Annotated in this window: 20 protein-coding genes; 10 read left to right on the top strand and 10 right to left on the bottom strand. The window is 47.0% G+C overall.

Going from position 1 to position 20,369, the window contains the following annotated elements:
• Window positions 1-4: 4 nt before the first annotated feature.
• The 4 genes from ACYVGO_RS13080 to ACYVGO_RS13095 all read right to left on the bottom strand — a co-directional run bounded on the left by ACYVGO_RS13080 (window position 5) and on the right by ACYVGO_RS13095 (window position 4,125).
• Window positions 5-2,245 carry a peptidase domain-containing ABC transporter gene (locus ACYVGO_RS13080; RefSeq protein WP_460969645.1) on the bottom strand — a complete coding sequence of 747 codons (2,241 nt, stop codon included), beginning with the start codon at window positions 2,243-2,245 and terminating at the stop codon, window positions 5-7.
• On the bottom strand, window positions 2,242-3,429 hold the full coding sequence (locus ACYVGO_RS13085) for an HlyD family secretion protein (RefSeq protein ID WP_142771139.1): 1,188 nt from the start codon (window positions 3,427-3,429) through the stop codon (window positions 2,242-2,244). The genes ACYVGO_RS13080 and ACYVGO_RS13085 overlap by 4 nt, the downstream gene beginning before the upstream one ends.
• A gap of 133 nt (window positions 3,430-3,562) precedes the next feature.
• Window positions 3,563-3,805 (bottom strand): hypothetical protein, encoded by a 243-nt coding sequence (locus tag ACYVGO_RS13090; RefSeq protein WP_142771138.1) that lies wholly within the window; start codon window positions 3,803-3,805, stop codon window positions 3,563-3,565.
• 77 nt (window positions 3,806-3,882) lie between these two features.
• Window positions 3,883-4,125, bottom strand: a complete 243-nt coding sequence (locus tag ACYVGO_RS13095; protein WP_460969646.1) for a hypothetical protein — start codon at window positions 4,123-4,125, stop codon at window positions 3,883-3,885.
• Window positions 4,126-4,473: 348 nt separating this feature from the next.
• Here ACYVGO_RS13095 and ACYVGO_RS13100 point away from each other — a divergent pair, with 348 nt between their 5' ends.
• Both ACYVGO_RS13100 and ACYVGO_RS13105 read left to right on the top strand, forming a co-directional pair.
• The gene (locus ACYVGO_RS13100) at window positions 4,474-4,749 is read left to right on the top strand and encodes a helix-turn-helix domain-containing protein (RefSeq protein WP_142771136.1); all 276 of its coding nucleotides are present in this window, start codon (window positions 4,474-4,476) and stop codon (window positions 4,747-4,749) included.
• Window positions 4,750-4,911: 162 nt separating this feature from the next.
• Window positions 4,912-5,211, top strand: a complete 300-nt coding sequence (locus ACYVGO_RS13105) for a Dabb family protein (protein ID WP_142771135.1) — start codon at window positions 4,912-4,914, stop codon at window positions 5,209-5,211.
• A gap of 69 nt (window positions 5,212-5,280) precedes the next feature.
• Here ACYVGO_RS13105 and ACYVGO_RS13110 read toward each other — a convergent pair whose 3' ends face one another.
• On the bottom strand, window positions 5,281-5,694 hold the full coding sequence (locus ACYVGO_RS13110) for an Ohr family peroxiredoxin (RefSeq protein ID WP_142771134.1): 414 nt from the start codon (window positions 5,692-5,694) through the stop codon (window positions 5,281-5,283).
• Between the two features lie 330 nt (window positions 5,695-6,024).
• On the opposite strand from ACYVGO_RS13110, the gene ACYVGO_RS13115 reads away from it, so the two are divergent.
• The 5 genes from ACYVGO_RS13115 (at window position 6,025) to ACYVGO_RS13135 (ending at window position 12,025) form a co-directional block, all read left to right on the top strand.
• Entirely contained in the window at window positions 6,025-7,806 is a 1,782-nt protein-coding gene (locus ACYVGO_RS13115; RefSeq protein ID WP_460969647.1) for a tetratricopeptide repeat protein, read from the top strand.
• Between the two features lie 104 nt (window positions 7,807-7,910).
• Window positions 7,911-8,783 (top strand): DUF4292 domain-containing protein, encoded by an 873-nt coding sequence (locus ACYVGO_RS13120; RefSeq protein WP_460969648.1) that lies wholly within the window; start codon window positions 7,911-7,913, stop codon window positions 8,781-8,783.
• 24 nt (window positions 8,784-8,807) lie between these two features.
• Window positions 8,808-10,250 carry a murein hydrolase activator EnvC family protein gene (locus ACYVGO_RS13125; protein ID WP_142771131.1) on the top strand — a complete coding sequence of 481 codons (1,443 nt, stop codon included), beginning with the start codon at window positions 8,808-8,810 and terminating at the stop codon, window positions 10,248-10,250.
• A 121-nt stretch (window positions 10,251-10,371) separates the two neighbouring features.
• Complete coding sequence (panB, locus tag ACYVGO_RS13130; protein WP_142771130.1) at window positions 10,372-11,190, top strand: 3-methyl-2-oxobutanoate hydroxymethyltransferase; 819 nt, start codon at window positions 10,372-10,374, stop codon at window positions 11,188-11,190.
• A gap of 88 nt (window positions 11,191-11,278) precedes the next feature.
• Complete coding sequence (locus ACYVGO_RS13135; protein ID WP_460969649.1) at window positions 11,279-12,025, top strand: RluA family pseudouridine synthase; 747 nt, start codon at window positions 11,279-11,281, stop codon at window positions 12,023-12,025.
• Between the two features lie 127 nt (window positions 12,026-12,152).
• On the opposite strand, the gene ACYVGO_RS13140 is transcribed toward ACYVGO_RS13135, so the two are convergent.
• The 4 genes from ACYVGO_RS13140 to ACYVGO_RS13155 form a co-directional block, all read right to left on the bottom strand.
• Window positions 12,153-12,338 carry a hypothetical protein gene (locus ACYVGO_RS13140; RefSeq protein ID WP_142771128.1) on the bottom strand — a complete coding sequence of 62 codons (186 nt, stop codon included), beginning with the start codon at window positions 12,336-12,338 and terminating at the stop codon, window positions 12,153-12,155.
• A 528-nt stretch (window positions 12,339-12,866) separates the two neighbouring features.
• Window positions 12,867-14,084 (bottom strand): pyridoxal phosphate-dependent aminotransferase, encoded by a 1,218-nt coding sequence (locus ACYVGO_RS13145; protein WP_142771127.1) that lies wholly within the window; start codon window positions 14,082-14,084, stop codon window positions 12,867-12,869.
• An 84-nt stretch (window positions 14,085-14,168) separates the two neighbouring features.
• The gene (gene folK, locus ACYVGO_RS13150; protein ID WP_371731988.1) at window positions 14,169-14,642 is read right to left on the bottom strand and encodes a 2-amino-4-hydroxy-6-hydroxymethyldihydropteridine diphosphokinase; all 474 of its coding nucleotides are present in this window, start codon (window positions 14,640-14,642) and stop codon (window positions 14,169-14,171) included.
• A gap of 83 nt (window positions 14,643-14,725) precedes the next feature.
• Window positions 14,726-15,727 (bottom strand): formylglycine-generating enzyme family protein, encoded by a 1,002-nt coding sequence (locus tag ACYVGO_RS13155; protein ID WP_460969650.1) that lies wholly within the window; start codon window positions 15,725-15,727, stop codon window positions 14,726-14,728.
• Between the two features lie 118 nt (window positions 15,728-15,845).
• Here ACYVGO_RS13155 and ACYVGO_RS13160 point away from each other — a divergent pair, with 118 nt between their 5' ends.
• Together ACYVGO_RS13160 and ACYVGO_RS13165 are read left to right on the top strand one after the other, a co-directional pair.
• Complete coding sequence (locus tag ACYVGO_RS13160) at window positions 15,846-17,741, top strand: ABC-F family ATP-binding cassette domain-containing protein (RefSeq protein WP_142771124.1); 1,896 nt, start codon at window positions 15,846-15,848, stop codon at window positions 17,739-17,741.
• Between the two features lie 87 nt (window positions 17,742-17,828).
• On the top strand, window positions 17,829-18,464 hold the full coding sequence (locus tag ACYVGO_RS13165) for a DedA family protein (RefSeq protein ID WP_142771123.1): 636 nt from the start codon (window positions 17,829-17,831) through the stop codon (window positions 18,462-18,464).
• An 89-nt stretch (window positions 18,465-18,553) separates the two neighbouring features.
• Here ACYVGO_RS13165 and ACYVGO_RS13170 read toward each other — a convergent pair whose 3' ends face one another.
• Window positions 18,554-19,045: a MarR family winged helix-turn-helix transcriptional regulator gene (locus ACYVGO_RS13170; protein WP_142771122.1), complete on the bottom strand. Its 492-nt coding sequence runs from the start codon at window positions 19,043-19,045 to the stop codon at window positions 18,554-18,556.
• 170 nt (window positions 19,046-19,215) lie between these two features.
• Here ACYVGO_RS13170 and ACYVGO_RS13175 point away from each other — a divergent pair, with 170 nt between their 5' ends.
• Window positions 19,216-20,334, top strand: a complete 1,119-nt coding sequence (locus ACYVGO_RS13175; protein ID WP_246859439.1) for an HlyD family secretion protein — start codon at window positions 19,216-19,218, stop codon at window positions 20,332-20,334.
• The last annotated feature ends 35 nt before the right edge of the window (window positions 20,335-20,369 follow it).

Consider the following 20,369-nt stretch of genomic DNA (forward strand, 5'->3'; position numbering starts at 1 on the left):
CTGCTTAAACAACCTCGGTCTGTTGTTGCCAGAATTGCGAATACGCCTTCCCGTTTTTCAGCAAATCCACATGTTTGCCTTCCTCAATAACCCGGCCTTGCTCCAGTACGACAATCTTATCGGCCTTCCGAACGGTGCTGAGTCGGTGGGCAATTATGATAATGGTTTTGCCCTCTTTCCGAAGCTGTTGTACCGTACGTTGCACAAACTGTTCCGATATTGAATCCAGTGCCGATGTAGCTTCATCTAAAATCAGTACCTCAGGCCGACGATAAAGGGCTCGGGCAATGGCTAACCGTTGCTTCTGTCCACCCGACAGTGTTGCTCCGTTTTCACCTAAGTACGTGGTAAATCCATTCGGCATTCGTTCAATGAAGTCGGTTATGCCTAACTGATCACAAATGGCAAGTAGCCGTTGCATGTCGGGTTGCTCATCCCCAATCGCAATATTTTCGATCACATTGCCCGCAAACAGATCAATCTTCTGAGGCACTACACTAACCACCTGACGCAGGCTGTCGGGATGCAGATGTTTGATATCGTAATCACCGATGAAGATGCTGCCACTTTGCAAGGGATAAAGGCCTTGTACCAGCGACATCAACGTGGATTTGCCCGACCCACTTTCGCCCACAACCGCCGTAATTTTCCCTTTGGGCATTGTCAGGACCAGATCATCGAAAACCGTAGCACGGGTACCGTACCGGAAGGTTACGTTCTGAAAACGAATTGCCCCCACCATAGTGGGCTGTAGCTCTACTTTGTTTTCCGTCGATTCACGCTCCAGATCCATAATCTCAAACAGTCGGTCGGCAGCAATCAGCGCTTCCTGGATGCTTCGATTTGATCCGATGAGACCAGCGGCAGGACCCGTGAAATAGCCAATCAGCGCATAAAAAGACAGGAGTTCGCCGGGAGTCAGGTCATTCTGTAGTACATAACCAGCACCGGTCCAGAGCAAAATGATGGTAAATAACCGCGTAACAAATTCAGATGCATTACCGGCATAAATACCCGCACTACCCGTCTGAAAAATCGTTTGTAATAGCGAAACGAAACGAGTTTCCGTTTTCTGGCTGGCAAACTGCTCCAGTCCGAATCGCTTAATGGTCGGCATGGCATTCAGAGACTCAACTAATTGTGCTTCAAGATCGGCCGAGTTCTCCATCAATTTCCGCTGGTATCGCTGGTTGAATCGGTTCATGGCCCAGTAAATACCCGCATAAAAGGGTACAATGAGCACCAGAATCAGCGCGAGTTTCCAGTAGTAGGTAAACATCAGCGCGAACGAGAAAATGACGATCAGGACGTTAACGAGCAACCCAAGCGCAATATCATTGACAAACGACCGAATTTTAACAGCATCGTTCACCCGTGAGATCACTTCTCCTACCCGCATGGTATCAAAAAACGACTGCGGCAGTGTCATCAAATGTTTGTAATAGCCTAAAATCAGCGCAGCATCAATCCGTTGACCCGTTTTCAAATTGAAGAAACTCTTGTTGGCATTGATAAAGATCTGCAGGACCAGCAGCCCAATCATAACCACACTAAGCAGATTCAGCAGATTCCGATTACCGTTGACCAGCACATTATCGACGATTTTCTGAATATAAATGGCCGAAGACAAACCCAGAATTGTGTAGATCAGCGCACCAAAAAGGGCTTGTATCATTACCGATCGGTGGGGTTGCAGCAATTGCCAGAACCGCTGCAATACGGGCACTTTCTGGTCGCCAATCTTGAACGTCTCATCGGGCACCAGTAAGACCAACAATCCAGTCCAGACGGCTTTAAACTCCTCGGGCGAGAGCTGGTGTATTTGCCCATCAGCAGGGTCCATGACCGTAATCTGTTGGGGAGTGATGCGGTAAATAACCACATAGTGTTGCAACTGACTATTGCGAATGTTCACGTGGGCAATAGTCGGTTGTGGAATTTTCGACAGGCTCTCAAACGGTGCTTTGACACCTTTTGCCTGAAAGCCCAGTTTCTGCGCAGCCTCAACCATACCCAGTACGGTCGTGCCTTTCTGATCGGTGGCGGCTAACTGCCGAATCCGGGCAACGGGCAATAAAAGTCGATAATAGGCCGCCACTGAGGCCAGACAAGCGGCTCCGCAGTCGGTAATATCCCGTTGTTTGATTTTCGTACGAGCGCTGATACTCTTTGCCGCGATCCACTCCCGAATTCGCTCCAGTTGCCCAAATAGATTACCATTTTTACCTTCATTGATTGCATTCATAGGGTAGTACCGCCCCCCTTCTGCGCGCTTGTGGTAGCAGTTTTCGAACTGCTAATGGCTGGATTTAACCAGTCATCGGCTTTATCATAGAGTAGTTGAAACAACGAACGACGTGCCACCTGAAAGCGGGTTTGCACAGTCATTCCTTTCTTCAGGCGACCCTTATAGCCGTTTCGTAAACTCAGGTAGGGTTTATCCAACTGGCATCGGACTTTGAATACGGGCTCCCCATTTGATGTTGTAAAATCGTTCGCAATATCGATGACACGCCCCGTAAGCAGCCCCCATTGGTTGTAGTCGAATGCATCGACCTGTAGGCGAACCGGCTGGCCCGGCCTTAACAGACCAATGTCTTTAGAGGGAACATAGGCTTCGGCAATCAGTGTAGAATCGGGAGAGACAACAGCCAGTACATCGCCCGGCTGCACGTAACTACCCGCATATCGCCCGGCTAACTGGCTGGCCGTACCACCAACAGGCGCTTTTAACATGTATAGTTCCTGTTCTTCACGAAGTTGCTGTGCGTCGGATTCAAGGTTGGCCAAATCGCGCCTACTCTGAGTCAGATCCGTTTGCCAATCACTGCGTTGTTGCTCAACGAGTGTATTGTAGCGCGCCAATGCGGCTTTGTGGGCATAGAGAGCATCTTCGTATTCAAGTCGCGCAATTACTTTTTGGGAATAGAGTAACTGCGCCGTCTGAAGTTCACGTTTCCGTTTCTCCTGCAAATTCCAGCTTTCTTCGACGATAGCTCTGAACTGATTGTACTCCTGTCTATACAACGGAGCAGCCAGGCCATTAACTACTTTCCAGGATTTTGTAGTAAGCTGATCCAGGTCGCGCACAAAAGCAACTTTTTCAGCAATTTGCTTATCGACTAGTTGCTTCCGGGTATCCAGCGCATCCGATCGAAGCTGAAAAAGAGGCTGTCCTTTTTTAACAGGTTGCCATTCACGCACCATTACTTTCTCGACAACGGCCCCGGCCGTTGCCTTCACTTCGCTTCGTTCCGAGACAGGTCTGACCAGGCCATTTGCCTGCACCGATACATCGACATAAATAAACGGCAGCGCCACTATTGTAAGCAGTACGACGCCCAGGACCGTTGTATAAATAATCTGGCTCCGCACACTAACCCTGGGCAAGTAGGTGACTAAGCCATACGAGAATTCAGATTCGTTCATAGTTGCGTTGAGTCTATTGAGTTCTATATACGCATAACAAAAAAACAGGGATTTAGCCCCTGAGACAGACGTTTTCTGTTTCTACGGACTAACTCCCTGTTCGTAATTGAGTACTTTACTTTTACCGATTCATCTACGAGCTCAGCGAACTGAAGTTAAAAAGTGTGCTCGTTACCGGGTTCACGCTGGTACTATTACCACTGAACAAGGCGCTATCTCCGTTAAAGAGGCTATTGCCGCTCACATCGACCAGATCGGCCACCAGTATTGAACCTATATTGCCTATGCTGGTGCTATCGCCACCACCATGATTATTGATCATTTCCTGATTAGTTAGCTCCTCGACACCGAGGTTAGCAAAATCGAACGTTTTCATAACGATTTTAAAATTTAAGTGAACAATTACCTACTCGACAAACAACTCTTTCGGCTTACGTCAATCAATTTATCCGGTTATGACCGACTTGTACTAAAGCTGATGCTTGTGCCAGTACTTGGGCTTACATCCGTATTGTTTCCACTAAACAAGGCATAGTTGCCATTGAACAGGCTATTGCCGCTCAGATCGACCAGATCGCCAATGGCAATTGATCCAATGTTTAATAAGCTGGTGCTATCGCCACCACCCTGATTGTTGATCATTTCCTGGTTTGTCAGCTCCTCTACGCCGAGGTTAGCAAAATCGAACATTTTCATAACGATATATATTAATAATGCCTACTCTATAAGCTTTTCGGCAACCGCTCCACAAAGGCAAATCAGTTCGTTGTTCGAAACCATCAAACTGTGTTGCCGTTTGCTTGTTACAAAGTTGGGGGATGGGGCGGCTCGTTCTGATAACTGGTTTTTATAAAAAAATAGCTATCAGTTATACTCTCATAACCAGTATTATACAGGATTATTTAAAGAAAGAGCACTATTAAATAAATCCAAACCCTTATATATATCCGTATTTCACCTACCGATTAACAATAGAATAGCTTCTTATGCGCGACGATCTACTTTTTAGTGTACCTATAAGTTGATTCATAAAACTCGTGAACTATGCCAGTACTATCGGAAAAGCTTCGTCGATTACGCCAGTTGTTTGGTTATTCGCAGGAATACATCGCGTTTAATATAGGCATGACCCAACCTGCGTATTGTAAATGGGAGAGCGGTCAGACTCAACCCCCTATTAATAAGCTGGAAGGCCTGGCCAACTTATATCAGATAAGTATTGGTGATTTACTAAGTGAAAGTGATCTTGATATTATTCGGAAACTTTTAGCCGATGAGCATTTTGCAGAGAAGTTATTGGGGAGGGGTGATGTGAGTTAAAACTCGCTTTTCATATTGACTAGAAAACAGTAGGAGGCCTTTCGGCAACAACAACACATGGGTTCTCGAATAAGCTCGAAATAACCAGGGTGCTGTTATTGACGAAAGGCCTCCTACTATTACTTTTACGGTTCAGTCTTAAAAGCCCTGTCAACCGATAGTATGTTTGTTCACTCCGTATTTTTCTGGCTCCATCATCCCGAAAGCCAAGCCGACCATGATGCCCTTCGCGCTGGTCTCGAAACCTTAAAAGCTGTATCCGAAATTTCAACGGTATACATCGGTACTCCCGCCGAAACGCGTCGCCCGGTAATTGACCATACGTATGATTTTGCGTTAACGCTGGTGTTTGCCGACAAAGCTGCCCACGATATTTATCAGGACCACCCTGTTCATCTGGCATTTGTAGAGAAATGCGCTCACCTCTGGGAACGGGTGAAAATCTATGATGCCGTTGGGTAAGAGCAAGGAGCGCGGAGCAGGGTATCTTCATACTTCCCTGCTCCGCGCCCCTTGCTCCTCACGAACATCTTACACCAACACCTCAATTTTCATCTCCATATTTCCCTTTACCGCTTTTGAGTAAGGGCAAACGATATGGGCAGATTCGGCTAGCTGTTGTAGCTGATCATGGTCCATTCCAGGGGCTTTCACCGTAATTTTCCCCGACAGAAACATATTGTTTCCGTCTTTATTAAGCGAAATACTAACCTCCACGGCATGTGTAGGCAGGATAACTTTCCGACGTTCCGCCACCGCCATCAAGGCGCCATTGTAGCATGAGCTGTAGGCCGCAGCAAATAGCATCTCCGGATTCGGTTTCCCTCCTTCGCCGTGCATCTCAACCGGCCGTTTAACATCCATTTCTAAAATACCATCGAGTGATTTTACATCACCTTCGCGCCCGCCGACATTGCTGACGGTGGCAGTATACAAGGTTTCCATTTATACAGATTTAAAGTTTTCAGCCGTGTGCTGTCCGATGATAAACCCCTGATCAGTCGAAAAGTTATAGAACCCTGAATCCATTCTTCCACTATATTTAGGAAGTCTTATACAACCAGGGCAACGTATTTGCAGGAAACAAGGAGCGTAGAGCAGTGAGCTCGGAGTAAAAGAAGGCTTTTCGGATGCTGAGCTCCATGCTCCACGCCCCTTGCTAATCATTCCGTCATTTTTAACTACCTTTGTCTAAGGAACTTACTTAAATCAAAGCCGCAATAGAACGAGGCAGAGCGCGTTTTGGTAAGTAAGTTCGTCTATTCGCAGACCAGTATGAAAACGTTATACAAATTTTTCTCTAACCGGCTCCTGATTGGATGGATGGGCAGTCTTGGACTGGTTATTTGGTTCACAGTGGTACCCGCTTCTGCCCAACGTCGGCGCGAAAAAGCTGGTTCTGACACCACCCTGGCCAAGTCTGCGTCGACCACCACTACGCGTATTGAAGCCGAAACACAGTTTACAGAGGGTATCCGTTACCTGATGACCGACGAACCCACGAAGGCCATTGCCCAGTTCGGAAAAGTTCTTCAGAAAGACCCGAACAACGCTGCCGCTCAGTATTCTACAGCCAATGCGTTGCTAAAGACCGGAAAAATTGCGGAAGCAATTCCTTACGCCACGAAAGCCTATTCGTTAGATAATCAGAATAAGTTCTATACCCTTCTGCTAGCTGAGCTGTTCGTCAAACAAAAACGCTACGCCGAAGCGGAGGAACTCTACGAAAAACTGCTTAAAAAAGGGCCCGAAAATGCTGAGTACGGAGTCGAATTAGCAGCCATCTATCTGTTCAACGAAAAGCCAGACAAAGCGCTCGAAGCCTACAATAAAGTAGAGCGCGAGTTAGGGTTGAATGAGGAAATTATCCGGCAGAAACAGCGGATTTATTTAAAACAGAATAAAATCGACAAGGCGGTTGAAGAAGCCGAAAAACTAGTGGCATCAGAGCCTTCTGATCCTGATTATCTTCTCGAAGGAGCCGAGTTACTCATTGCCAACGATCGGGGAGATCAGGCCATTAGCTGGATTGACCGGGCACTCAAGTTAAGTTCTGATTTACCCCAAGCCCACGTATTACTGGCCGATATCTATCGCAAAAAAGGCGATATGGATCGCGTGACGAAAGAGTTGAATCAGGTCCTGGCTAATCCAAATCTGGAAGCAGGCTTGAAAGCGCGTATTTTATCGAGTTATGTAGGAATGACCGGCGAAAATACAACCGCTCGTCAGGATGCCCTCGGTATGGCGCAGAACTTAGCCAAAAGCTCACCGAATGATCCGAAAACCCAGATCATGCTGGCTGATTTGCTCATGCAGCAAGGCAAAAAAACAGAAGCCCGTGATGCCTATGCAAAAGCAGCCCGGCTCGATGGGTCTGTTTATGAAGTATGGGGCGCTTTACTGCAATTAGATGGTGAACTGAACCAGGTGGATAGCTTACTGGCCCATTCTGAAAAAGCCCTTGAGGTGTTCCCCACACAAGGCTTGTTCTGGTACTCCAATGGAACGGCCAATTTATTTAAACGGAAATACCAGCAAGCTGTTGATGCACTCGAAGAGAGTCGTAAGTTACTGGCTACCACATCGAACAGTGACCTTAAAAAACAGATTGATGCCCAATTAGGCGATGCTTATAATGGGATTGGGGACCACGCAAAATCAGATGAGTCATACGAAGCCGTCCTTAAACTAGACCCCATCAACGACCACGTTCTGAACAATTACAGTTACTTTCTGTCTTTACGTAAAGAGAATCTGCCCCGCGCTATCCAATTGGCGCAGAAACTTGTTGAACGGAACCCAACCAATGCAACTTACCTGGACACCTATGCCTGGGTGTTGTACGTGTCGAAAGACTACACCAAAGCAAAGCAATATCTGGAAAAAGCCCTGGCCGACCCAGCTAATGTAAGTGGGACCATTATTGAGCATTACGGTGATGTTCTTTTCCAGCTTGGTCAGCCAGACAAAGCAATAGAGCAGTGGAAACAGGCAAAAACGAAAGGCAATGCCAGCCCTGATCTAGAGAAAAAGATAGCTACTGGAAAGTTGTAAAAATAGTTTATGGTTTTCAGTTTACGGCTTACGGTAGGCTGACGCGTCATCATTGTTGCGTCAGCCTACCGTAAACCGTAAACTGAAAATCGAAAATCTTCCAAATGAATAAATACCTGTGCATTACAGTACTGTTGATTACCGTACTGGGTTCGGAAGGCTGTCGACGTAACCGTATGTCGCGCTCCACCAACCCGGTTGTTGTTACATCATCTATACCTGACTCCACATTAGCTGCCCGCCCTGCACCGAGTGCACCTACCGATACCGTCACTGTTATTCGTCCAGCCCGTCCGGGTATTGAAGAAGCCCGGGCCAATGTTGCCGAAATAGACTTTCGCTACCTCGCAGCCAAATCAAAAATTTCCTTCAAAAGCCCATCGCAGGACATTGATAATGCCAGTGTTAATATCCGGGTTCGGAAAGACAGCCTGATCTGGTTGTCGGTCTCCAAACTGGGGATCGAAGCCGTTCGGGGACTAATTACCCACGATTCTATCACGATCATCGACAAGATCCATCGGGAATATACCGTTTATGATTTCCCAACGCTGAGCAAGCAGTTCAACTTTCAAATGAACTTCCAGTTGTTACAGGCACTGATCGTTGGCAACTTACCTTTACCAAAACGTCCGGCGCAAAAAATCAAAAATGAGCGCGACTATTTATTGCTGCGGCAGAGCGAAGGAAAAGTACTGGTTGAAAATTATATCGGCGAACAGGACCGAAAATTAAAAAAACTAATGTTGACGGAACAGCCAACCAAAAACACGTTGCGGCTGGATTATGAGGATTTTACGTCCCTCAATAATTTCCTGTTTCCGTACACCAGCCTCGTTACCCTCGATTACCAATCGAAGACCGACGGGCAGTTTTACCAAACCTTGCTTCGTATCAAACATAACAAAGTCGAACTGGTCGATAAAAACCCGGGATTCCCATTCACGATTCCATCCAATTACCAGCGTCGGCCTTAAGAATTTTCGTTGGTTTTAGAACCCATGCACCCCACTCGTTTGTCTACCTTTCGAATCGTTTTCTGGTCAGCTATCAATCTGATGGTGCTCAGTATTGTGTGGTTTACCGAACCGGCTCAGGCACAAGTTCAGCCGCCGAATCAAACGCAGCGCAATCGGCAGGTTTTAGAGAAGGAAAAGAAGCAGAATCTGGAAAAAATGAACCAGATACGCACAATTCTGAAACAAACTGCAACGGAGAAGCAAGCCAGCTTGGGTCAGTTGAAGGCCCTTGATCAGCAAATTCAGACACAATCGAAACAGATTGGCCTGCTTAATAAAGACCTTCGATTAACTGAAGCTGAAATTGCGGAGCTTCGCCAGGCCAGCACAACCCTCACCCAGGACCTAAACAAGCTTAAGTCAGAATACGGCTCTATGATTTATGCTGCCGATAAACGACGGCAGCAGGTTAATCCAATGGGCTTTCTATTTGCATCCGACAACTTCAACCAGCTCGTTGCCCGGTACCGGTACCTACGTCAGTATTCTGATGCCCGCCAGAGTCAGGTACGGCAAATGAATAACGTACAGGTCATGCTACAGGGAAAACAAAAGGCTACCCAACACAAACGCCTGGAACAGAAAAGTACGATTGGTGCCAAATTAAATGAGACTAAAAAGCTTGAAACGCTGAAGGTTGAGAAAAATGTAGTAGTTAAAGAGTTAAGCCAGAAAGAAGCTGAACTCCAGGCAGAACTGGCTGAAAGCCGACGGGCCATCAACCGACTCGAATCTATGATTACCCGCATCATTGCGCGGGAAGCCAAAGAACGGGCTGAACGTGAAGCACGTGAGCGTGCCGAACGTGACCGCCTTGCCCGACTGGAAGCCGCTCGAAAAGCAGCCGAACGCAAACGGGCTGAAGATGCCATAGCAGCCGCCGAAAAGGCGGGCGAAAAACCAGCCCCGGCCGATGTGGCCAAAGTGGAGCGCCCTACTGAACCTGAGCCCACCGTCAAAAAACCTGACGAACGACGGAACAATAACCTCAATGATGAAGAAACTGCCCTGGCTTCGTCATTCACAGCTTCACGGGCGCATTTACCCTGGCCTGTTACAAAAGGATTCATTTCGGATCGATTTGGCCGAAAGCCTCACCCAGTACTAAAAGGCATTTTCGTAGAAAACCAAGGCGTTGATATTCAGACAAATGCCGGAGAAGGCGTTCGATCCGTGTATGATGGCATTGTGCAGGATGTAACGAGTATGCCCGGCATGAACAACGTGGTGGCTATCCAGCATGGCGATTACTTTACCGTTTATGCCAAGCTAAAAAGCGTATCCGTCCGGGCAGGTCAGCGCGTAAAAGCCCGCGAATCCATCGGAACGGTAGCAACGGATAAAAATGGGGTGTCTGAAATCCAGTTCCAAATCTGGAAGGAGTTTACCAAACTCAACCCCGAATCATGGCTTACGCCCAGGTGAATTTTCGGTTTTTCGTTTCAGGTTTTCGGTTTAAGCTCACCAGTTGCGACAAGAGTGCATAGGTAAAAAGGTTGTACTTTTACGCACTTTTACCGAAAACTGTAAACAGAAAACCGACACAATGTCTGTTCATAACCCCGACATCAAGCGCGTTACCACGCACACCATCCAGGAGTTAAAAAATAAAGGCGAAAAAATCTCTGCCCTAACTGCCTACGATTATTCGATGGCACGGGTCGTTGATGCTGCCGGAGTTGAATTGATTCTGGTCGGCGACTCAGCCTCGAACGTTATGGCGGGCCATGAAACAACGCTGCCCATTACCCTCGATCAAATGATTTACCATGCCAGCTCGGTAGTGAGGGGCGTTAAGCGGGCGTTGGTTCTCGTCGATTTACCATTTGGCTCCTATCAGGGTAACTCATCGGTAGCATTGCAATCGGCCATTCGAATCATGAAAGAGTCGGGCGCGCATGCGGTAAAGATGGAAGGGGGTCTGGAAATCAAAGAATCCATCGTCCGGATTTTGAGTGCGGGGGTTCCCGTAATGGGCCACCTGGGTTTAACACCTCAGTCTATCTATAAATTCGGCACCTATGCCGTGCGGGCTAAAGAAGAAGCCGAAGCCGAAAAGTTGATGGAAGATGCCCACATGCTCGAAGACATTGGCTGCTTTGGTGTTGTACTTGAAAAAATTCCCGCATCCTTAACCAAAAAAGTGTCCAAGAGCCTGACTATTCCGACCATTGGGATCGGTGCGGGACCCGACGCCGATGGTCAAATCCTGGTTTTTCACGACCTGCTAGGTATTAACAATGAGTTTAAGCCACGCTTCCTGCGTCGGTACGCTGAGCTACACAAGGTTATGACAGAGGCCATTGCTCATTATGTGGATGATGTAAAAGCCAACGACTTTCCGAACGAGAAAGAAGCGTATTGAGTTAAAGGATAAATGAATAATGTACAATGAATAATGCACAGTGCATTTCCATTTTTCATTATACATCATTCATTATCCATTACTTATCATGAAGAAGAAACCATATCAGGTTGTTTACGAAGATAACCACCTGTTAATTGTCAATAAAGATCCAGGCATTTTGGTGCAGGGTGATCGCACCGGCGATACTACTTTACTGGATGTTCTGAAAGACTACGTTAAGGAAAAATACAACAAGCCTGGCGAGGTATTTCTGGGATTGGTTCATCGGCTCGACAGGCCTGTAAGTGGCCTGGTTGTGTTTGCCCGCACTTCGAAAGCCCTGGAGCGCATGAACGAGATTTTTCGGAAACGACAGGTGCAAAAAACCTATTGGGCTGTTGTTCGACAAAAACCACCTAAGGATGCCGATAAGCTGATAAACTGGCTGGTTAAGGATGAGCAGAAAAATCAGGTAACCGTCTATGACTATGAAGCCCCAAATTCGCAGAAGGCCGAATTATCGTATCGGCTGTTAGGGCGAATTAATGAGCACTATTTGTTAGAGGTTAATCCGGTTACGGGCCGCCCCCATCAGATTCGGGCTCAGCTGGCGCATATGGGCTGCCCGATCAGGGGCGACGTAAAGTATGGATATGACCGTGCCGTAGCCGATAAGAAAATCTATCTGCACGCCCGTCGCCTGTACTTCATTCACCCGGTTAAGCAAGCCGGAGCACCAGACCGCCCGATTATCTGCAAAGCAGGCTTACCTAACGATCCGTTCTGGGAGGAGTTCCTGGACCTGGATGACGAGGATTATAAGGATAAGAATCTGGATTTCATTTTTGAATAATAGCAGCTTATCCAGGGCTTGTTCCAAAAGTTAAGGGCCGCATTTTCTGATCCCCAGAAATGCGGCCCTTAAAACAGTTGGAGCTACGGTAAAGTCGACTCCAAACATATGTATCCATAAGGATTACTTAGCGTTCAGTCAATGTCGTTGCCGACGCTTGTTCCGAAGGAGCTATATCCGAAATGATTTGTTCCATAACGCGCTCAACCATCTGCACAATCCCACGCAAGGCTCCGAAGATGATGCAGAGAGGCAGAATAATGGGCAAGAAAAAAACCCATTGAAAAATCATGTACAGGCGGAAATTTCTCATCGGCTTCAAGATGTAATTTTAAGATTAAGGTTACGGTTTGGCAAAAGAGACAACTTATAAATCAGTGTTTAGTACACCATTCTATTCTTATTCAAAGTTAACCTTGCCTTAGTACAAAAACAAGGGGACCCTCTAAAAGTTTATAATTAACGACTAGCGTTGTGCGCCCCTACTGGTAAATATATTGTGACTTGCCGTACCTGCTCTAACATCATCAATTATAATGCCAAAAAAAGTTACGTCCCCCTAAGTTAATTAATCTATAATTAAGATTTCTATTCTATTTAAAATTTTCAGTAAATGTTACATTAATAGCTCTCTATCAGCAGATTTAGTCTATTCTACATGTATTAACCTGAAATGCTACGAATTGGATTTGTCACGTATATATATGGCCCTGCCTGAGCTACTTCTATATCAATAACCCCATAATCTTCAGATCGGGCTAGGAATGTCCATCCTGTATAAATGCAAAAAGTCGTCAATACTACTACTGACGACTTTTGCTAATTGGCCGGTTAGGCTAACTTATTTTAACGTTGCCACCGCGTCTTTGATCCGCTGAACAGCTTCCACAAGCGACTCGTCAGAAGCCGCGGTTGAAATACGCAGGCAATTAGGCGCACCAAAGCCCGAACCGGCTACAGTAGCCACATAAGCGGTGTTCAGCAACCAGGCAGCAAAATCGTCTGAGTTTTCAATACGAGTTGTGCCATCTGATTTTCCATAATAATAGCTGATATCCGGGAAAGCGTAGAAAGCACCCTCAGGTACGTTTGTCCGGAAATGCGGTACCTCTTTCAACAGTTTCACGACTAAATCACGCCGACGGTGATATGCCTTAGCCATTTCCATGGACGGCTCCATCGGACCGTTCAAAGCCGCAACGGTTGCTTTCTGGGCAATGGAATTTGTGCCAGACGTAACCTGACCCTGCAATTTCTCTACGCCCTCAGCAATCCATTTAGCTGCACCAATGTAGCCGATACGCCAGCCCGTCATAGCATAGCCTTTAGCCACGCCATTCACGGTGATTACTCGTTCAGCTACTTCAGGTATCGAGCCCATGCTGAAGTGACCTTCCGGCGTAAAGTTGATGTATTCGTAAATTTCGTCGGCCAGCACGTACACATTTTCGTGACGGGCCACTACCTCGGCAATAGCCCGCAGTTCGGCTTCGGAGTAAATAGAACCGGTTGGGTTGTTTGGCGACGCGTACATCACAATCTTGGTCCGATCGGTGATGGCTTCCTCAAACTGCTCGGGTGTAACTTTGAAGTTGTTGTCGAACGAACCGTCAATAACTACAGCTTTCCCCTCGGCCAGTTTCACCATTTCGGAATAACTAACCCAGTAAGGCGAGAAGATAATGACCTCATCGCCAGGATTAATCAATACCTGAATGACGTTGGCAAGTGAATGCTTGGCGCCAGTCGAGACGACAATATTTTCGGGTTTCCAGTCAATATTATTGTCGCGCTTGAACTTATCGGCAATAGCCTTGCGAAGATCGGGGTAGCCCGCAACGGGCGAATAACCGTGGAAACCATCGTCGATGGCTTTCTTGGCGGCTTCGCAGATGTGTTGGGGCGTTTTAAAATCCGGCTCTCCAACACTGAGGCTAATTACTTTGTGGCCCAGTGCCGCCAATTCGCGGGCTTTTTTGGTCATCGCCAGCGTGGACGACTCCTCCAGCGCATTGATGCGGTCGGCTAACAAACTCACGGTGTCAAGCGTGGCAGACATAATCGGTAATGTTTTTGAGAAAATGATAACAAACTGAGCGCAAAGGTACTATGTTTTCAGTGGAGGGGCGAAGTTTTTGGGGAATTAAAAATTAATCACCTCACTTTCATCTTCGCATTCTTCCAGCAACTCAACCGTTGTTTTCTTCAAAACTGGATGCACAAACGCGGGAGCAATCTCAGCTAGAGGTACAAGCGTAAAACGTCGCTGATGCAAATAAGGATGCGGAATCGTCAGCGTGTCGGTTTGCCAGATGAGCTGGTCGTAATACAGTATATCAATATCAATTACTCGCGCGCCCCATTTTTCTAGCCGAATGCGCCCTAACTCCTGCTCAATAGCCTGTGTCTGAGTTAATACCTCTTCGGGTTCCAGCATCGTTTCAACAGCCAGTACCTGATTCAGATAAGTCGGCTGATCGGTTACGCCCCAGGGTGCCGTTTCGTACAAACCCGATGCGTTGACTACGAGTCCAACGCGTTCGGCAATCAGGTCAATTGCCCGCCTTAAGGTTAACGTGCGATCGCCGAGGTTGGCGCCGAGGAGGAGTATTTTCAATGAGTGAATGAGTGAATGAGTGAATGAGTGAATAGCTTCGAGCCGATTTTATTCGCTCATTCATTAATTCACTCATTCATCGATCAATAGTCTTTAATTGGCTTAATTCCGTAATAGGCTTTAATGTCCTCTTCGCTGGGTGTTTTGGCAGGCCGAACAATCCGGAAGCCCACGAAGGAGGCCGAGGTTAGCCACCAGTCTGACTTTGGGCTTTGCGGGTCAAGGACTTTCCAGGCGGGTGACGAAGGTGTGCGTGCCGCCGACCGTAGCACTTCGGCTGCGTCGTCCCATGATCCACCCCGTACCGAATTCGGATACAGGGTAGTGGTTGGTGCATACGGCTCCTTTTTGCCACTAGCTACCTGCTTGTAATAGTCTTCAATGTACTGATCCTTTGTCCATTCCATTACATTACCATGCATATCATAAAGCCCGAATGGGTTGGGCTTTTTAGTACCCACTTTCTTATAACCACCATCACTATTTCCTGTAAATACGGCATATTCACCCAGTTTCTTCACATCTGCCCCAAATGAGTATGGGGTTGTTGTATTAGCCCGGCAAGCGTACTCCCATTCAGCCTCGGTAGGCAGGCGATAAAACACGCCGGTTTTCGCATAAAGCCAGGCGCAGAATTTAATGGCCGCATATTGGGTCATGTTAATGGCCGGATAACCAGCCCGTCCCATACCAAAGGACATATCTACATACGGAGGGCTAGGGCGCGTAGTCGCATCGGTTTTAGCCAGATTAGCGTCCGATTCAGTGTACTTCGCGGCCATTTCCTTTTCCATATTTGTAAAGGCAAACAGATCGTAAAGGTCCCAGGTTATTTCGTATTTCCCCATATAAAAGGGCTCAATCTGCACCTTATGCTGTGGTCCTTCGTCGGACTGGCGGCCTTTTTCAGCGGCAGGACTACCCATCATGTAGCTTCCACCCGGAATAGCCACCAGTGCATAGGTCTGATTACTACCAGGAACAGTTTGGGTATAGGATTTGAAGTCGGTTGAAGTCTGGGAATTGGCGCTACCGATGGCGCCAGCCAGTAATACTATAGTTGATAGGAGATAGTTCAGCCGCATTGTTGGTTATGAATATAAAAACAGCATTGAGCGGTAAAAGTACGAACGATTTTCTTTGTTGTACCTTTGTGCCTTCAAACCTATACGGTTTTCAAAATCATATAGGTCTTCCGAACTTATGAACTATCTATCAGCCGAAAATTTAACCAAGTCCTACGGCGACCGCACCCTGTTTAAAAACCTCACATTTGGTGTGAATCGGGGCGATAAAGTCGCTATTGTTGGGGCCAATGGGTCAGGGAAAACCACCTTATTATCCATTCTTGCCGGTGCTATGCCGCCCGATTCGGGTATTGTCAGCCACAGAAAAAATATTACCATCGGCTACCTCGATCAACAGCCCGATCTGAACGACGCCCTGACGGTTATGGATGTCGTACTGGCGGGCGAAAGCGCCCAGCTCGATGCCGTTCGTGCCTATGAGCATGCTCTCGCCCACGATGATCACGCGGGTCTCGAACAGGCCATGAGCAATATGGAAAAGCTCGAAGCCTGGGATTATGAAGCCCAGATACGGCAAATTCTGGGCGAACTGGGAATTCAGGATGTTGAGCAGATGGTTGGATCCCTTTCGGGGGGTCAGCGAAAACGGGTGGCTTTAGCACGAGTACTCATCCAGAATCCAGACCTGCTTATTCTGGATGAGCCAACCAACCACCTCGACCTCGAAGCCATCGAATACCTCGAAAGCTTTCTCAATACGAATAACGGTACGTTGCTGATGGTCTCCCACGATCGGTATTTCCTGGATCGGGTATGTAATCACATTGCCGAAATGGACAATGGGCAGTTGTACACCTACAAAGGCAATTACGCCTACTTTTTGGAGAAAAAAGAGGAGCGTGAGATGGCTGCGGCATCCGAGTTATCCAAAGATCGCAACACATTCCGGCGTGAACTGGAGTGGATGCGTCGACAACCCAAAGCGCGGGGCACAAAGGCCCAATACCGAATTGATGCGTTTGAAGATCTGAAAGAGAAAACAAGCGGCAAACGCTCAGATGGCGAACTTGATCTGAACCTACGCATGGCTCGATTAGGTAGCAAAATCCTGGAAGTTGAAAACCTGAGCAAACGCTTTGGCGACAAGGTATTACTTGACCATTTCAACTACACCTTTAAGCGGCCCGACCGGGTGGGGCTTATTGGCAAGAATGGCATGGGCAAAACCACGCTAATGAACATGCTAACGGGCAAACTTCGTCCTGATTCAGGTAAGATCAGTACGGGCGGCACCGTAAAATTTGGCTATTACACGCAAACGGAACTGGATTTGCCCGAAAATCAGCGGGTGATTGACGTCGTGCAGGATGTGGCCGAAGTCATGAAATTAGCCAATGGCGATACCATCACGGCTACGCAATTGCTCAGTCGGTTTTTATTTGACCGCTCGAAACAGTATGATTTCGTAGCGAAATTGAGCGGAGGAGAAAAACGACGGCTTCAGCTTTTATTAGTCCTGGTACAAAATCCGAACTTCCTAATTCTGGATGAACCGACAAACGATCTGGATATAACGACGCTGAACGTTCTGGAGGACTTTTTGCTTAATTTTTCGGGTTGTGTGCTGATCGTAACCCACGACCGTTACTTTATGGATCGGCTGGTGGAGCACGTTTTTGTGATGGAAGGCGAAGGCAAAATTCGTGATTACCCGGGCAACTACACCGACTATCGGGAGTGGCGAGATGCACAGCCGAAAAAATCGGTGTCGCAACCGGACAAAGCCACGCCAACCGTTGCCAAGAACCAAACGCCTGTACCGGCGGTTCCTCCGGCAGCAACCCCAGTGAACGGCACAAAAAGAAAGCTATCGTTCAAGGAGATCCGCGAATACGAAACACTTGAAAAAGAAATCGAATCGCTGGAACAACGGAAAGTAGAGGTTGTGGATCTGTTGAATGCAGGTGGCCCTCATGAGCAATTGATAGCCTGGTCGCGTGAGATTGAGCAAATTGAGCATAGTATTGCTGAAAAATCAGATCGCTGGCTTGAACTGGCGGAATTTATATAATTGTGAATGAGCGAATGAGTAAATGAGTGAATAGCTGCTACAAGCCCTATTCGCCCATTCACTCATTCGCTCATTCACTCATTAATTATGAACCAGATAATCGACTTTTTTCAGTATCTTCTTAACTCCGAAGAAGTTATCCGAACGGGGGGGCTTGTATTAATTACGCTCATCATTTATGTGGAGAACGGTATATTTTTCGGTTTCTTCCTACCGGGCGATTATCTGCTGTTTTTATCGGGCGTGTTTGCCGGAACCAAACTGCTGAACGTACCCCTCCTGCTCTTACTCGCGTGTATTTTTGGGGCGGCTGTACTAGGGTCGTTAACGGGCTATCTGACAGGGTATTATTTTGGCGCGAAAATCAAAAATCGGCCTGATTCCCTATTTTTCAAGCAGAAATACATCGACAATACACGGGCTGCGTTTGTACGTTATGGCAACGGGGCATTGATTATTTCGCGGTTTCTGCCGGTTGTACGCACATTTGCTCCTTTATTGGCGGGACTTATTCACATGCCCTTCCAGTTCTTCATGCTCTACAATGTTGTTGGGGGAGCCATTTGGGTACTGACGCTGGTAGGGGGCGGATTCTACTTCGGTGAGCGATTCCCGGGTATCGTTGACTACGTCCAGTACATTATCATTTTCTTCTTAGCCATTACCACCTTCACGGTTATCAAAGGCTATTTGAATGCCCGTAAAGAAAATCAAGAGATATAAGATGTATGATCGGGGCCGCCCATGCAGTAGGGTATATGATATAGCAGGTCGCATGCGAAAGCAATACATCCTATTTGATACCTACTATATCATACTTCTTTCTCTTCGTTTTCCAGTTTATTGACGAGTTCCACCATGGTATCAATAACCTGATCCATTCGCTCGTGGCCAATAATATCATCAAATTTATTACGAGCCTCCTGCATGCAGCCTTTCAGGGCCATGAATAATTCTTTTCCCCGATCATTCAGGAAAATGATGCTCGAACGGGAGTCGTTCGGGTTCTTCTTCGTATAGATATAACCTTGGTCTTCAAGCAGACCAACGATCTTACTCATCATCTGCTTGGTTACACAGGCTCGCTTCGCTAACTCATTATTTGTTGTTCCCCCTTCTTCTATATTCGATAGGAACATGAGGTAACTCATTTTAAAATCAGTATAGCCAAGTGCATGTAGGCGCGGCTCAATAAAGACAGTGGTAAATCGTTTTAGACGCCAGAACAAACGACCGATTGATCGATCACGTATGGCCCGATACTGGTCAAAATCAAAGGAATTTTTATCTGTTTCCACGTTCATGAATCCAAATTAAAAAAGTATGAAACAATTTCACACTAAATTTTGTACAAATATAGTCAACCTTCTTGACTTTATAGTCAACCTGGTTTACTTTTGCATATCAATAGTCAAACAAGTTGACTATATGATTTGTTCACGATGAATAAATAACCGCTAGCGGAACAAAGATCATGGCAACAACAACGGCAACCCGAATGGAAACAACTACCGAAGAAAAAAGCGGATTAAGTACGTACTTGCCGCGTATTATTATAGGCCTCGTTCTTATTGTAGGAGGTTATTTTGGCTATCAGGCATTCCGCCACAGCCAGCAATATGAAACAACCGATAATGCCCAGATTGAAGGCAACTCGGCCCCGGTACTGGCTCGTGTAGCCGGTTATGTAACATCCGTTAATGTGGATGATTACGCGAATGTAAAACAAGGTCAACCTCTGGTGACGATTGACCCGCAGGAATACGATGTAGCACTGGCACAGGCAGAAGCGGACTATCAGCAATCGCTGGCCGATCTTGAAAACGCCCGTGCCGATCTGCAAAACGCACAGGCTACTGCCCGCAATGTAGCGCAGAACGCCCGGGTTGCTCAGTCGAATGCACAGGTGCAGGCGATCCGACGGAACAAAGCTCAGCAGGATTTACAGCGCGACCAGAATCTTTATAAAGAACAATCGCTGACCAGAAAGCAACTGGAGGATTCGCAGAATAATGTAGACGTACAGGCTGGACAGTATACTGCGAATGTGGAGCAAATTAATCTCGCCAAAACGTCGGAAGGTGTAGCACAGGCTGGTATTGCCAAAGCGCAGGCCAACATCCAGAAAATTCAGGCGGTATTGAAAGTAAAACAGGCGGTTATCGAAAGCGCCAAGCTGAAAGTGGGTTATGCCCGGCTTGCTGCTCCGATTGCTGGTAAAATTGGTCGTAAAAACGTAGTGGTTGGTCAGTACGTGCAGCCTGGACAGAATCTGTTCACGATCGTTGCGGATTCAACATTCTGGGTCGTTGCCAATTTCAAGGAAACCCAGCTGGAGAAAATGCAGCTCGGCCAACAAGTTGACATTAAGTTAGATGCCTACCCTGACCTCGATATCAAAGGTCGCGTAGCTTCTCTTTCCGACGCCACAGGTGCCCGCTTCGCCTTACTGCCTGCGGATAATGCGTCGGGTAACTTTGTAAAAATCACGCAACGGGTTCCGGTAAAGATCGAGATTCTGAACCCGGAAAAATACAAAAATCAACTGCGGGCGGGTCTCAGCGTAGACGCTGAAGTTCGGGTAGCAAACTAAAAAAGGAGGAAAGGAAGGAGACGTAATAAAGGACG

This window comes from Spirosoma migulaei (assembly GCF_054776855.1).